Genomic DNA, 14093 nt, shown 5'->3' with positions numbered 1-14093 from the left:
TCAGCCCTCCAGCGACACGACGACGATGGACTTCGGCGGCAGCGGCAGGCTCAGCCGGCCGTCCTTGGCCTGCGCCTCGTAGGCCTTCGGCTTGACCGCGTCCGGCCTGGCGAAGCTGTTCTCGGCGTCCATCGCGTCGGCGCTCAGCACCTGGCCGACCGCGCGTCGCGCCGCGGCGCCTTGCACGGCGAGCGTCACCGTCTGCGCCTCGCGCGGATTCACGTTGATCAGCGCCAGGTACAGCCGGCCGTCCTTGCCGCGCGCCGCCGAGGCGCTCACCGCCGGCATGGCCTTGCCGGCCAGCGCGTACTCGGGATTGCCGCCCAGCGTCGTGGGCAGCGCGGTCGCGTCCTGGAAGGGCGCGTACAGCGCGAAGGCGTGATACGTCGGCGTCAGCACCATGCGGGTCTTGTCCGTCAGGATCATCGCCTGCAGCACGTTGACCATCTGCGCGATGTTGGTCATGTGCACGCGGTCCGCATGCCGGTGGAACATGTGGAAGTGCAGGGCGGCCAGCACCGCGTCGCGCAGCGTGTTGCGCTGGACGAGGAAGCCCGGGTTCGTGCCCGGCTCCGGGTCATACCAGCTGCCCCATTCGTCCAGGTAGAGCCCGAGGCGCTTCTGCGGGTCGTTCCTGTCCAGCACGGCGATGTTGGCGGCGACGGTCTTCTCGAAGTCCTGCGTGTAGGACAGCAGCGAGAGCCACTGGTCCTCCTGGAAGCCGGCGGCCGGGCCCTTGCCCTCCCACTGGCCGGTGGGGAAGACGTAGTAGTGGTGGCCGATCGCGTCGAAGTTGAACTTGATGTTCTGCGTGCTCAGCACCTCGGTCCACCGCGTGTCGTTGGCGTTGCCGCCGCTGGCGATGAACTTGGGCCGGTTGTTCTCGGGCGTCTTCAGGAAGGTGGCGACCTGCCGGTACTGGTTGACGTAGTACTCCGGCGTCATGTTGCCGCCGCAGCCCCAGGCCTCGTTGCCCACGGCGAAGTAGTCCACCTTGAAGGGCTTGTCGCGGCCGTTCCTGCGGCGTTCCTGCGCCAGCGTGGAGTTGCCCTCGGCCGTCATGTACTCCAGCCACTCGGCCATCTCGCGCGCGCTGCCGGTGCCCAGGTTGCCGTTGACGTAGGCCTTGGCGCCGAGCTGCTCGACCAGGTCGAAGAACTCGTGCGTGCCGACGGCGTTGTTCTCGGCCACGCCGCCCCAGTGCGTGTTGACCTTCACCGGCCGCTTGCCGCGCGGGCCGAGGCCTTCGCGCCAGTGGTACTCGTCGGCGAAGCAGCCGCCGGGCCAGCGCACCAGCGGCACGTGCAGCGCCTTGAGCGCGCCCACCACGTCCTTGCGCCAGCCGCGCACGTTGGGGATCTTCGAGTCGGGACCGACCCACATCCCCTCGTAGATGCCGGTGCCGAGATGCTCGGCGAACTGGCCGTAGACCTCGGGATGGATGCGCGGTCCAGGCTTGTCCGCGTCGATGCTCAGCGTCACGTCGGCCGCCTGCGCGGCGCCCGCGAGCAGCGCGCCCGCGACCAGGCCGCAGGCCTTGTTCTTCATGCTCATGTCTGTCTCCTGTTGTCGTTGTCGTGGCCGGCCTGTGGGGCGGCGCCTGCCGTCCCGTCGTCCCATCGTCGCGGGCTTGCGGCCGTCTGGTGTCGTCTCGTCTCCGGGCGCTCGCCCGCTCAAACGACGAAGGACCGTCGCCGGTCCTTCGCTTGTCCTCGATGCGCGCTCAGTGCGAGTGCCGGGGCACCGCGGAGCCGCGGTTGCCGCGCAGGAAGTCGAAGTCGCAGCCCTCGTCGGCCTGCAGCACGTGCTGGACGTAGAGCTTGCGGTAGCCGCTCTGGTCCGCGGGATCGGGCGTCTGCTTCGCGGCCCAGTCGGCCAGCCGGGTCGCCAGCTCCTCGTCGCCGATGTCCAGATGCAGCCGGTTGGCGGCGCAGTCCAGCTCGATCCAGTCGCCCTCGCGCACCACCGCCAGCGGTCCGCCGGCCTTGGCTTCCGGCGCGACGTGCAGCACCACGGTGCCGTAGGCGGTGCCGCTCATGCGGGCGTCGGAGATCCGGACCATGTCCTTGATGCCGCGCGCCAGCAGCTTGGGCGGCAGGCCCATGTTGCCGACCTCGGCCATGCCGGGGTAGCCGCGGGGGCCGCAGTTCTTCATGACGAGGATCGAATCGGCGTCGACCTCCAGGTCCGGATCCATGATCCGCCGCTTGTAGTCGTCGAAGTCCTCGAAGACGACGGCGCGACCGCGATGCTGCATCAGCGCGGGCGTCGCCGCCGAGGGCTTGAGCACCGCGCCGCGCGGCGCCAGGTTGCCGCGCAGCACGCAGATGCCGCCGTCCTCGATCAGCGGCCGGTCGATCGGGCGGATGACCTCCTCGTCATGGATGGGCGCGTCGTGGCAGTTCTGCCAGAGGGTGCGGCCGTTGACGGTCAGCGCGTCCTTGTGCGGCAGCAGCCCGTGGTCGCCGAGCCGGCGCAGCACGCCCGGCAGGCCGCCGGCGTAATAGAACTCCTCCATCAGAAAGCGGCCCGAGGGCAGCAGGTCCACCAGCGTCGGCGTGCCGCGGCCGATGGTGGTCCAGTCCTCGAGCTCGAGCGGCACGCCGATGCGGCCGGCGATCGCCTTCAGGTGGATCACCGCGTTGGTCGAGCCGCCGATCGCGGCATTGGTCCGGATGGCGTTCTCGAAGGCCTCGCGGGTCAGGATCCGGGACAGCTTCAGGTCCTCCCAGACCATGTCCACGATGCGCATGCCGGAGAGGTGCGCCAGCACGTAGCGGCGCGAGTCGACCGCCGGGATCGCGGCGTTGTGCGGCAGCGAGGTGCCCAGCGACTCGGCCATGCAGGCCATCGTGGAGGCCGTGCCCATGGTGTTGCAGGTGCCCGCCGAGCGCGAGTGGCCCGCCTCGGCACCGATGAACTCGTGCATCGAGATCTCGCCGGCCTTGACCTGTTCGTGCAATTGCCAGACGGCGGTGCCCGAGCCGATGTTCTTGCCGTTGAGCTTGCCGTTGAGCATCGGCCCGCCGGTCACGACGATGGTCGGCAGGTCCACGCTGGCCGCGCCCATCAGCAGGGCAGGGGTGGTCTTGTCGCAGCCGACCAGCAGCACGACGGCATCCATCGGATTGCCGCGGATCGATTCCTCGACGTCCATGCTGGCGAGGTTGCGCGTGAGCATGGCGGTGGGGCGCAGGTTGGACTCGCCGTTGGAGAACACCGGGAACTCCACCGGGAAGCCGCCAGCCTCCAGGATGCCGCGCTTGACGTGCTCGGCCAGCTTGCGGAAATGCGCGTTGCACGGGGTCAGTTCCGACCACGTGTTGCAGATGCCGATGATCGGTTTCCCCTCAAATTCATGGTCCGGGATGCCCTGGTTCTTCATCCAGGACCGGTACATGAACCCGTTCTTGTCCTGTGTTCCGAACCACTCGGCGGAACGCAGCTTGATCTTCTTCCTGGCCTCGGTCATTGCAGTGTTCTGTGATGTCTCCGTTGCACGATGCTAGGGAGATGGGTGATTCGGATCCAATCAAAACTTCCATGGTTTCGATGTCAAGATCGGTATCTGTTTTTGGGGGGCGGCTGTCCTTCTTTGTCCGTCCTTCTTCGGCCGGGGCGTTGGCCGCCATGGCGTGGGGCCCCGGCGGCAAGCGCCGAAACCCCACGCCATGCCGTCCCCCACCAGCGCCATACTTCCACGGTTCTGCGACCGAGGACGCCGTCAGGTGGTCAGGCCGGCGTCGCCGAAACGCGGCATGCCGTCGGAGGTCCATGCCAGACGTTTGACGAAGGTGTGGCGGTCGGGGTTCCAGAGCGGATCGCCCACGATCTCGGTGTAGGTGCGGGCGTGATAGACGAGCAGGACCGTCTCGCCGTCCTCGTCCAGGGCGAAGCTGTTGTGCCCGGGGCCGAAAACCGGCTGCGTCGCGCTGGTCGTCAGCACCGGCCGGCGCGACTTGGTCCAGCTCGCCGGGTCCATCGGATCGGACGATTCGTCCATCCACAGCAGACCCATCGCGTAGTTCTCGTCCGTGGCGCTTGCTGAGTAGCTGATGAAGACCTTGCCATGGCGCCTCAGCACCGAGGGCCCCTCGTTGACCAGGAAGCCGCGGCACTCCCAGTCGAACTCCGGACGACTGAGCATCACCGGCGCGCCGGCGAGCTGCCAGGGCGTGCGCATCGGCGCGATGTACAGGTTGGAATTGCCGGGGACGGCGAGGTCCTTCTGCGCCCACAGGTAGTACAGCCGTCCCTGGTGCTCGAACGTCGTCGCGTCCAGGCAGAAGGTATCCATCCCGCTGTCGACCTGGCCGAGGAATTCCCAGGTGCCGGCCATCGGGTCCGCCGAGGTGGTCCGCAGCACATACATGCGGTGCTGGAACAGGCCGTCGACGATCTCCCGGCTCGGCGCCGCGGCGAAGTACACGTACCAGGCGCCTTGCCGGAAGTGCAGCTCCGGCGCCCAGATCAGCGCCGACCACGGCCCGGTGTCCGGCTTGCGCCAGATCACGCGGGGCTCGGCCTGGGGCAGGTCGCCCCAGCGGTCGGCGGCGCGCAGCTCGATGTGGTCGTAGGCCGGCACCGAGGCGGTGAAGAAATAGCGCGCCCGGCCCGCGTCGTCGACGTGACGGGTGAGGTGGGGATCCGCCCGCTGGAGGATCAGCGGGGTCAGGACTTGCGCCGCGGGCGCGTCGGTGGGGCGGGTCATCGGTACGGGGGGAGCTGCGAGGTCGTCGGCGGGCGGGATCAGAGCTTCCAGCGCAGGCCCAGGGCCACCGTGCGGTCGTAGTAGCGCACGTCACGCACCAGCGACGGGTCCTTGTCGAAGTAGTCGTGATAGGCCTGGTTCAGCAGGTTGGTCACGTCCAGGGACACCGTCATCTGCCGGGTCACGTCGTAGCCCAGCGACAGGTCCAGCGTCTTGAGCGGCGCCACCCACAGCGCGTGCTGCGTGCTGCGGTACGGGAACTCGGCCAGGAACTTGTCGCGCCAGTTGTAGGCCAGGCGGGCGTAGATGCCGTTGCGCTCGTACATGCCCACCAGGTTGTAGGCCTTCTTCGACTGGCCGAGGAAGGGGCCGTCGGTACCGTCCGGCTGGGTCTGCTTGCCGGTCATGAAGGTGAAGTTGGCCTCCATGCCGAAGCCGCCCAGCCAGCCCGGCAGGAAGTCGTAGAACTGGCGGTAGCTCAGCTCGTAGCCGTGCAGGTTGGCGCGGGTGACGTTGACCGGCTGCGTCACGTTGTACGGGACGCCGTTGATCGTGGTCTGCGTCGTCTGCGTCATGACGCGGTTCTTGAACTTGTGCTCGAACACGGTGCCGGTCACCGAGCCGGTCTTGGCGAAGTAGTACTCGAGCGCGACGTCGGTGTTGTTCGACTCGGTCGGCTTCAGGTCGGGATTGCCGCCCGACAGCGTGCCGAAGGTGGTGCCGCCGCCGGGCGGCGAGTTGGTCTGCCCCGGGTTGTAGTCGACGAAGTTGGGACGCTCGATCGTCTTGCCCCAGACCAGCCGGCTGACCAGGCGCGGGGTCAGGTCGGCGCGCAACGACAGGGTCGGCAGCGCGTCGGTGCGCGACGTGTCGACCAGCACCGGGGTGATCACGTTGGACGAGACGTCCCGGGAATTGCCGCGCAGCGTCTGCTCGGTGCGGACCAGCCGCACGCCGGCCACGCCGGAGACGGGCACGCCCCACGCGTCGAAGCCGAACTTGGCGCGGCCATACACGGCGCTGGTCTTCTCGGTGTCGTCGAACAGCGTCATCGGGTCGTAGGGCGTCAGCGTCGTGCTGCCGGTCAGCATCTGGCGGAACGCGTCGCCGTTGTCGAGCAGCCAGTCGCGGGACGCGAAGACGTAGCGCTTCACGCCGAAGTCGCCGTAGGTCTTGGGCGACACCTCGTAGACGCCGGGGAAGTTGGTCAGCGTCTGGCCCACCGCCGAGAACGAGGTCGTCCACGGCATGTTGCTGTTGATCGACATCGCATCACGCTTGGCCAGGCGCACGCCGGTGCTGAGCTCCTTCAGGAAGCCGTCCCCCATGTCGTAGTCGGCATCGGCGCGCCAGTCGGTGGAGCGGCCCTCGCGGCGGCCGCGCACGTCGACGCCGCCGTTGACATGGAAGTTCGCGGCGTCGGTCAGGTCCAGGCCGGGATAGTCGATGTAGCCGCCGCCGCCGCGCACCATCGCGACGGTGCTGGTGGGGTTGTAGCCGGTGTCCAGGATGCGGTTGACCCAGTCGATCTCGCTGCGCGTGCGGGCCAGCTCGGTGCTGACCTTCAGTCGATCGGTGATGCGCCAGTTGCCGCCCAGGGCCAGCTGGTTGTTGCCGACCTCGTCGTGCTTGGCCTGCGTCGAGGTGAACCCCCAACCCGGATAGTTGGTGTTGGTGGCGGTGTCGAGGTTGTCGGTGCCCGGCTTGGTCGTGATCACGGTGCCGGGCGCGGGGCGCCAGGCGCCGTCGTTGAACATGCCGATGCCGCCCACCAGGAACGACAGCTGATAACGGTGGTCGATGCGGGTGCCGAAGCCTTCGAGGTAGATCTCGGCATCCTTGTTCGGCTTCCATTGCAGGGCGAAGTTGCCGGCGACGCGCTTGCGGTCGCCGAGGGCGAAGACGCGGCCCATCGAGTCGGTGCCCAGCACCGGGTTCGTGCGGCCCGGCACGACGATCTGCTCGGGATTGCCGACGAAGCCGGTTTCATCGTGGTACTGGCCGCGCTGGTAGGACAGGCCGATCAGCGCGCCCATCTCGCCCAGGTCCGTCTTCCAGCGGTTGGACGCCATGCCGGAGATGTCCGGGTTGTTCGTCTTGGCCTTGTCGCGGCGTTCGCCGCGGGCGGACACGACCAGTTGCGCGTCCTTGAAGTCCAGCGGGCGGTTGGTGCGCACGTCGATGACGCCGGCGGTGCCGCCTTCGGGCAGCGAGGCTTCCTGCGTCTTGTAGACGTCGATGCGCTTGAGCATGGTCGCCGGCACGTCGGACAGGTACAGGCTGCGGCCCGAGTCCGAGAAGAACTCGCGGCCGTTGAGCAGCGTGACCACGCCGCCCAGGCCCCGGACGATCACGCCGCTGGCCTCGCCGTTGTTGCGCTGGATCTGCACGCCGGTGACGCGGCCCAGGATCTCGGCCACGTTCTTGTCGGGGAACTTGCCGATGTCCTCGGCGACGATCGAATCGACCACCTGGTCGCTGTTCTGCTTGATCGTCTGGGCCGACTCGGCCGAGCGGCGCATGCCGGTGACGACCACCGTCTCGAGCTGGTTGTCGTCCGCCTTCTTCTTCTCTTCAGGCGCCTGCTGGGCGTGGGCGCCCGCGATGAGGCCCAGAACGGTGGCGGCAGCCGCGGTGCCGCGCAACGCGAAAGGAATCTTGCTCATGTTGTCTCCGTCGTTTTTATGGCTGGTCGCACCGGCAGGGTCCCGGACGACGCCCACAAGCCCCTCAGGGTCCCTTGTCGAGCGGAGCTGATGCTAGGAAAGCGTGCGATTCAGAGCCAATCACATTTTCCAGTTGCGCAATGCCAAATTCGGCATCAGGGCAGGCCCGGATTACCGCGCGGGCGGATTCACGAACCGGTCGACCTCGCGCGCCAGGACCGCGTCGCGCAGCTTCCCCACCCAGGCCAGCACGGCGGCGCGGCGCTCGGGATGGTCCGCCGCGCCGAGCTCGTCCATGACGGACTCGGCGAGCGACGCATGGCGGCAGTCGCCGTCGATCAGGCAGGGCGCCCAGACGAGTTCGTTGCTGTCGTCGCAGGGCAGGCCGAGCGAGCAGGCCAGCAGCACCGCCGCGGCCTCCATCTCGCGGCGTTCGGTCTCGTCCCCGTGGCGCCGGCCGTCGAAGACGTACGCCTCGCCGTCACGCTGCAGCAGGCCCGGGCCGAGCGCCGCCAGCATCAGCGGATCGGGGCGGTCGAGGATGGCCGCCATCCGGTCACGCGCCTCGGCGCTGCCCGGTCGCACCTGCCGGTCCCTCAGCGCGATGAGCGGATCGGTCGATCCCGGCGGGACGTTCATCGCCTCTTGGATCTCTTCGGGCTGCAGTTGCGCGCATGCGGCGACGAGCTGGTCGCGCTGGCGCGCGGCCCGTTGCGCCCGCGGATTGTTCAGGTCGAGCGACACCGGCTCAGCCACCTGCGCCCGCATCGCCATCAGCTCGAGCGTCGCGCAGGGCTGGACCAGCGCCCGCGCGTACAGCCAGCCGCCATGGGCGCGGTGGCGCAGCGCGGTGAGGACACTCGCCCGCAACTCGCCGGGCGGCGCGTGCAGCAAGGCCGGGAGATCCGGCCTGTCGGCGTCCGGCATCGCGGCGGCCGCCTCGGCGACCCTCACCGTGCCCGGCGCACGGGTGGACCGGACCGCGTCGAGGGGCGGTATCGGCGCCTGACGCGCGGCGGCCAGAACGACCGGCTCACGGCCTTCGTCCACCAGGCAGCCCGCGACGAAGCCCGTCAGCGCGCCGCCGAGCACGGCCCCGAGCGTGAGCCGGGCGGGGTTCACCAGACCGCCTGCGGCCAGCCGTCGCTGCCCCAGGTCACGTTGTTGATGAACAGCACCGGCGCGCCGTTGTTCTGCGCGTCGTAGGCGTGCCAGGCGATCACCGAGCCGTCCGCGAGCAGCGACTGTCCGCCCGGTCCCTTGAAGCGCGAGCCGCTGGACGCCAGCACCGTGCCGCCGCCCGACATCATCGCCACGCCGGCCTTGTCGACATAGGGACCGGTGATGGCGCTCGATCGCCCGACGACGATGCGGTAGGTGCTGTTGGCGCCCTGGCAGCATGCGTTCTTGGACGCGAACAGGTAGTACCAGGTCGTGCCGTTGGTCGCGTGCGAGATGACGAAGCCGTTCTCGATGCCGTTGACGGTGTCGCGCGCGATGTTGGTCGGATTGCCCGACGGCTTCAGCGTGGTGCTGCTGACCGGCCGGATGAAGATGCCGTTCCAGAACGAGCCGTAGACCAGGTAGGGGCTGCCGCCGACGGTCTTGGCGAGGGCGGGGTCGATGGCGTTGAAGGTGTCGCCGGCCTGCGAGCTGACGACCGCGCCCTGGTCCACCCATTTCCCGGCGGCAATGCCGCCTGCGGAGGTGGTCAGCCCGATCGCCGATTTCTGCGAGCCGAAGCTCGACACCGCGTAATAGCAGTAGCCCAGCGAGCCCCATTCGCCGCACCCCGGCGCCCAGACCTGGGCGGTCTTGTTGGCGGGGATGTAGGACTTCCACCAGGACAGGCCGCCGCTGAAGATCGGCTGGCCCTGCGTCCAGGCGTGGCCGTCGCTGGAGAACTTGACGCCGATGCCGCCGTTGTCGGTGGTCTCGAAGATCCACCAGGTGGCGCTGGTCTTGTAGATGTCGGGATCGTGCGTGCCGAGCGAGCCGCTGAGCGTCCAGGGCGCGGCCAAGGCCGCGCTCGTCGCCACCATCGACAGGGCGGCCAGCGGCAGGGCGAGCGCGGCGCGGGTGGAGTGAAGCCAGCGTGCCGCCGTCGCCAGGCGCGGGAATGCGAGGGTCATGTCTTGTCTCCGGTCCGTATGTATTGGTTCTCATGGCCGCGCGGTCGCGCGGGAGCACGCAGGCGCTCTGCGTGCCCGCTGGCGATGCTAGGAAACGGGCCAGGCAGGGACCAATGAATTCGGTGCCGGCGGCGATACCGCTTCGGGCATCGCGGGCATCGGGTGGAGACGGCGGAGGACGTGGAGAAAGCGGACCCGGACTCGCCGGATCCGACCGCGTCATTTCGCGGCGTCGACGATCGCGCTGATCACGCCGGGATAAACCTGGCTGCCGGTCGCGCGATCGAACAGCCCGGTGCTGTGGTTGGACGCCGCGGCCCCGGCGTCCCAGTAGACCGGCACGGCGCCGTGCGTCCATGCCGAACGCGCGACGTAGCGGTCCCACGCCGTGCGATACGTCTCCGCACCGGGGAACTCGGTCCGGCGGATCGCGCCGAACTCGCCCAGGATCACCGGGATGCCCTGGTCCACGAAACGCGTCTTCATCTTCTGGAACTGCCCGTCGACGTAGGCCTCGTTGGCCCAGGTCTCCGTGTTGGCGGCGCTGGTCGCCCCCGCGCCCCATTGCCAGATGCTGCTGCCTTCATTGAGCGTGAAGTTGTAGGGGTCGTAGAAGTGCACCTCCATCATCAGCCGGCGCGCCACCGAGTCGCTCGGCACCGTCGCGAAATTGACGGTGTGATCGATGTTGGTGTTGAAGCCCTGGACCACCAGGTGCCGCGCCAGGTTGCCGCCGCCGGTCGCGCGCACCGCGTTGACGAAGGTCTGGTTGAAGCTGTTCTGCACCGTGTAGTACTCGACCGTCGGCGTGCCGTAGTCGCCCGTCACCATGACCTCGTTGGTGCCCGCGAACAGCAGCGTGTCGTCGTAGCCCTTGAAGGTGTTGGCGATCTGGGTCCAGAACTTCGTGATGCGCGCGTTGACCGTCGCCTGCTGCGCATAGGTCGGCTGCATCCAGCCGCCGTCCCAGTGGATGTTGATCATCGTGTACAGGCCGGCGTTGTGCGCGTCATCCACCACCTGCTTCACCCGCGCCATCCACGTCGCGCCGATGTTGTCGTTGGCGTCCGCGTACTGCTTCCACGACACGGGGATGCGCACCGTCTTGAAGCCCGCCGCCTTCACCGCGTTGAACATGGCCTGCGTCACCGCCGGGTTGCCCCAGGCGGTCTCGCCGCCGATGGCCTCGAGCGAGTTGCCCAGATTCCAGCCCGCGCCCATCAGCTTGGACAGCTGCAGGCTGGTCAGGTCGCGCATGCCGGGCACGGTGATCGCGAAGCTCTGCGTGGTCTTGGCGCCGCAGGTGTTGGTGTAGGTCGCCACCGCCGCGCAACTGGCCTTGGCGGTCAGGCCGAGCTCCCGGCTGCCGGCCGATGCGCCGCAGCCGGACCAGCTCCACGCGCCGCCGCTGGTCGGTTGCGGCCCCAGGGTGACCGTCCCGCCCGCGGCGACCGTGGCCGCCGCGCCCTGCGTCCAGGCGCCGCTGCCGACCTTGACATAGGGCTTGATCGCCGTCGGCGTGCAGCTCTGCGCCGCCGCCTCCAGGCCGGTGATCAGGCCGAGCGCCGCGGTGAGCAGCGCGATCAGGGAAGCTCGTGTCGTCATCGTGTCTCCGTCTTGTGGGTGAATGGATGCGGACCGCTCACACGGTGCCGCGCTGCGCCTCCAGGCGCTGCCGGATCTCCTCCATGCCGCGCTCGGTCAGCTCGAACCGCAACACCGCCACCAGCGCCATCAGCAGCCCGGCCACGGGGATACCGGACAGCAGGAGGCGGATCATGAAGATCGCGTGCTCGCTCTGCACCGGCACCTTCGAATCGAAGCCGGTGAACTGCAGGATCCAGCCCGAGGCGCCGACGCCCAGCGCGATGCCGACCTTCGAGATCCAGGACTGGCAGGCCGCGAAGGAGCCCTCGCGGCGCTGGCCGGTCTGGAGTTCGTCGTAGTCGATGACGTCGGCGACCGCGGAGCCGTAGATCGTCCAGAAGCCGGCCCCGGTGAAGGCGACGAATCCGCAGGCCAGCAGCTGCAGCGCGGGGCGTTCCGGGTCGTAGAGCCACCAGTCCCCGATAAACGCGCAGATCGCCAGCGACAGCACCAGCGCCAGCGCCGCCCGCTTGCCGTGCCGCCGTGCGACGAGGTTGAAGAACGGGATGCCCAGGAAGCCGAACGCCATGCCGGACAGGCCCATCGCGGTGTTCCATTGGGTGGCCAGCGTCACGTCGCCCTTGCAGACGTAGTACACCGTCGCGTAGTAGCCGAGCGCCGCGACCATCGCGGTGCCGATGCCGTAGGCCAGCATCATCCCGAGCAGATGCCGGAACGGCCGGCAGCGAAGGGTGCGCCACAGCGTGTCGGCGAAGGGGATGTGGGTCTGCGAATGCGCGACCAGCTTCTCGTAGTAGCGCTCGCGCACGGTCATGAACATCACGACCGACACCGCCACCATCACGGCCCCCAGCAGCGCGCAATAGGTCTGCGCGCCGCGCAGGATGTCGGGCTTGCCGTCCGCGCCGTGGAACCACGCGAGCGTGGTGAACTGCGCGGCGAAGAACATCGCCAGCTCCGGCACCTTCTGGATCGCGTTCTTGATCGACATCACGTTGGTGCGCTCGTGATAGTCGGGCGTCATCTCCGAGCCCAGGCTGAGCCACGGCATGTTGAAGCAGCTCATGACCGGCACGTAGATCACCGTCGAGAGCACCATGAACATGAAGTACTGCATGTCCGTCCAGCCGCGCCCCACCGCGAACATCAGCGGCAGACCGATGCCGGCCAGGACGCCGCCGATCAGGATGAAGGGCCGGCGCCGCCCGTAGCGGGTGCGCGTGTTGTCGGAGATCCAGCCGAAGATCGCGTCCGAGGCGGCGTCGACGATGATCTTGATCATCTGCGCCGTCGAGATCAGCCCCGGCGCGACGCCCAGGAAGACGTTGAAGACGTGGAAGGCCAGGGACGCGTAGAGCCAGTGCCCCCACAGGTCGATCATCGAGCCCAGCCCGTAGCCGAGCTTCTGCGGCATCGGGACGCGGTCGTGCGGGCGCATCGCGTGAGGCATCGGCGCGGCGCCGTCGGCGGCGGATGTGGAGTTCAGGCTGTTGGCACTCATGGGGCGCGGGCTCAGAGAATCTGCCGTTCCTGGATGATCCGCGCGTAGTAGCGCGCGGACAGCTTGGGCGTGCGCGCCAAGGTGTCGTAGTCGCAGTGCACGAGGCCGAAGCGGCGCTGGTAGCCGTCCTCCCATTCGAAGTTGTCGATGAACGACCACAGGAAATAGCCGTCCACCGGCACGCCGTCGCCGATCGCGCGATGCAGTTCGCGCAGGTGGCCGCGCAGGAAGTCGCGCCGGTGCAGGTCGTGGCACTCGCCGCCGACGAGCGGCTCGTCGTCGTAGCCGCAGCCGTTCTCGGTGATGTAGATCGAGCGGTGGCCGTAGAGCTCCGCCGCCATCCGGGGCGCCCAGTACATCGACTGCGGCACCAGGTGCAGCCACGGCGGATCGGCGCGCGGGTAGTTCTTCGGCAGCGCGAGCTGTTCGTAGCCGGCCGCGTTGTCGGCGGCACGGACATAGTGCCCGGTGTAGATGTTCAGCCCGAGGAAATCGGTCGGCTGGCTGATCAGCGCGAAGTCGCCCGGCAGCACGGTCGGGGCGGCGTCGCCGACGCGCGCGAGGTAGGACTCGGGGTAATGGCCCGCGTGGATCGCGCCGAGGATGTGGGCATTGCGGTCGCGGAACCACGTGGTCGCGGCGGCGATGTCCTCGAGGGTCTCGCTGACGGGCACGCTGACGTCGCAGTTGTCGGTCAGGCCGACCTTCGCCCCCGGTCCGCCGTGCAGGCGCACCGCGCGCACCGCATGGCCGTGGGCGACGATCGCGTGGTGATAGGTCTGGTTGACGACCGCCTCCGGCTCGCGGCGGCCCGGCGCCTTGGTGCCGTAGCCGTAGGCCAGCATCGTGAAGCAGCGGATCTCGTTGAGCGTGATCCAGTGCGTCACCTCGCTCGCGAAGGCCTTCACGACGACCTCCGCATAACGCGCGAAGGCGTCGACGGTCTCGCGCGAGGTCCAGCCGCCGCGCGCCTCCAGCGCCATCGGCAGGTCCCAGTGGAACAGCGTGACCCACGGCGTGATGCCGTGCCGGCGCATGCTGGCGAACAGCCGATGGTAGAAGCGCAGACCTTCCTCGTTCACCGCGCCGGTGCCGTCGGGAATGATCCGCGGCCAGGCGATCGACATCCGGTAGTCCTTGACGCCGAGCGAGGCCATCAGCGCGAAGTCCTCGTCGAAGCGGTGGTAGTGGTCGACGGCCACGTCCAGCGTGTCGCCGCCGTGGACCGCGCCGGGCTGGCGGCTGAAGCGGTCCCAGTTGGACTCGCCCTTGCCGCCCTCGAAGGCCGCGCCCTCGATCTGCGGCGCGGAGGCGGACACGCCGAACACGAAGGTGTCGGGGAAGGGCGAGGCGTAGCCGAAGGCGGGCAGCGGCGACAAGGCGGGCGACACGGAGGGGGAGGGGGCAGGCGTGGAGGTCAAGGGACTGCTCGTGGTGTGAGGGTCGGAGGGGGTAAGCGCGACGCGGTGCGGGCC

The 14093-nt window shown here is 68.7% G+C and carries 9 protein-coding genes; all 9 read right to left on the bottom strand.

The window, feature by feature from the left end; translation table 11 throughout:
- The 9 genes from AC07PR_RS01945 to AC07PR_RS01905 all read right to left on the bottom strand — a co-directional run bounded on the left by AC07PR_RS01945 (nt 1) and on the right by AC07PR_RS01905 (nt 14039).
- Complete coding sequence (locus AC07PR_RS01945) at nt 1–1554, bottom strand: alpha-N-arabinofuranosidase (RefSeq protein ID WP_495134201.1); 1554 nt, start codon at nt 1552–1554, stop codon at nt 1–3.
- Between the two features lie 169 nt (nt 1555–1723).
- Nucleotides 1724–3472, bottom strand: a complete 1749-nt coding sequence (locus tag AC07PR_RS01940) for an IlvD/Edd family dehydratase (RefSeq protein ID WP_495134200.1) — start codon at nt 3470–3472, stop codon at nt 1724–1726.
- Between the two features lie 252 nt (nt 3473–3724).
- The gene (locus AC07PR_RS01935) at nt 3725–4711 is read right to left on the bottom strand and encodes a glycoside hydrolase family 43 protein (RefSeq protein ID WP_495134199.1); all 987 of its coding nucleotides are present in this window, start codon (nt 4709–4711) and stop codon (nt 3725–3727) included.
- Nucleotides 4712–4749: 38 nt separating this feature from the next.
- Nucleotides 4750–7377, bottom strand: a complete 2628-nt coding sequence (locus tag AC07PR_RS01930; protein WP_495134198.1) for a TonB-dependent receptor — start codon at nt 7375–7377, stop codon at nt 4750–4752.
- A gap of 171 nt (nt 7378–7548) precedes the next feature.
- Entirely contained in the window at nt 7549–8499 is a 951-nt protein-coding gene (locus AC07PR_RS01925) for a hypothetical protein (RefSeq protein WP_495134197.1), read from the bottom strand.
- A complete protein-coding gene (locus tag AC07PR_RS01920) occupies nt 8496–9509 on the bottom strand; it encodes a family 43 glycosylhydrolase (RefSeq protein WP_377155013.1) in 1014 nt (337 codons plus the stop codon). The genes AC07PR_RS01925 and AC07PR_RS01920 overlap by 4 nt, the downstream gene beginning before the upstream one ends.
- Nucleotides 9510–9728: 219 nt before the next feature.
- The gene (locus AC07PR_RS01915) at nt 9729–11114 is read right to left on the bottom strand and encodes a glycoside hydrolase family 5 protein (RefSeq protein ID WP_495134196.1); all 1386 of its coding nucleotides are present in this window, start codon (nt 11112–11114) and stop codon (nt 9729–9731) included.
- A 37-nt stretch (nt 11115–11151) separates the two neighbouring features.
- Entirely contained in the window at nt 11152–12618 is a 1467-nt protein-coding gene (locus tag AC07PR_RS01910) for an MFS transporter (protein WP_483106459.1), read from the bottom strand.
- Nucleotides 12619–12629: 11 nt separating this feature from the next.
- Nucleotides 12630–14039 (bottom strand): GH1 family beta-glucosidase, encoded by a 1410-nt coding sequence (locus tag AC07PR_RS01905; protein ID WP_495134195.1) that lies wholly within the window; start codon nt 14037–14039, stop codon nt 12630–12632.
- Nucleotides 14040–14093 lie beyond the last annotated feature (54 nt).

The organism is Roseateles sp. GW821-FHT09H11 (assembly GCF_059415845.1).
This window is presented reverse-complemented; position numbering and strand designations above follow the sequence as displayed.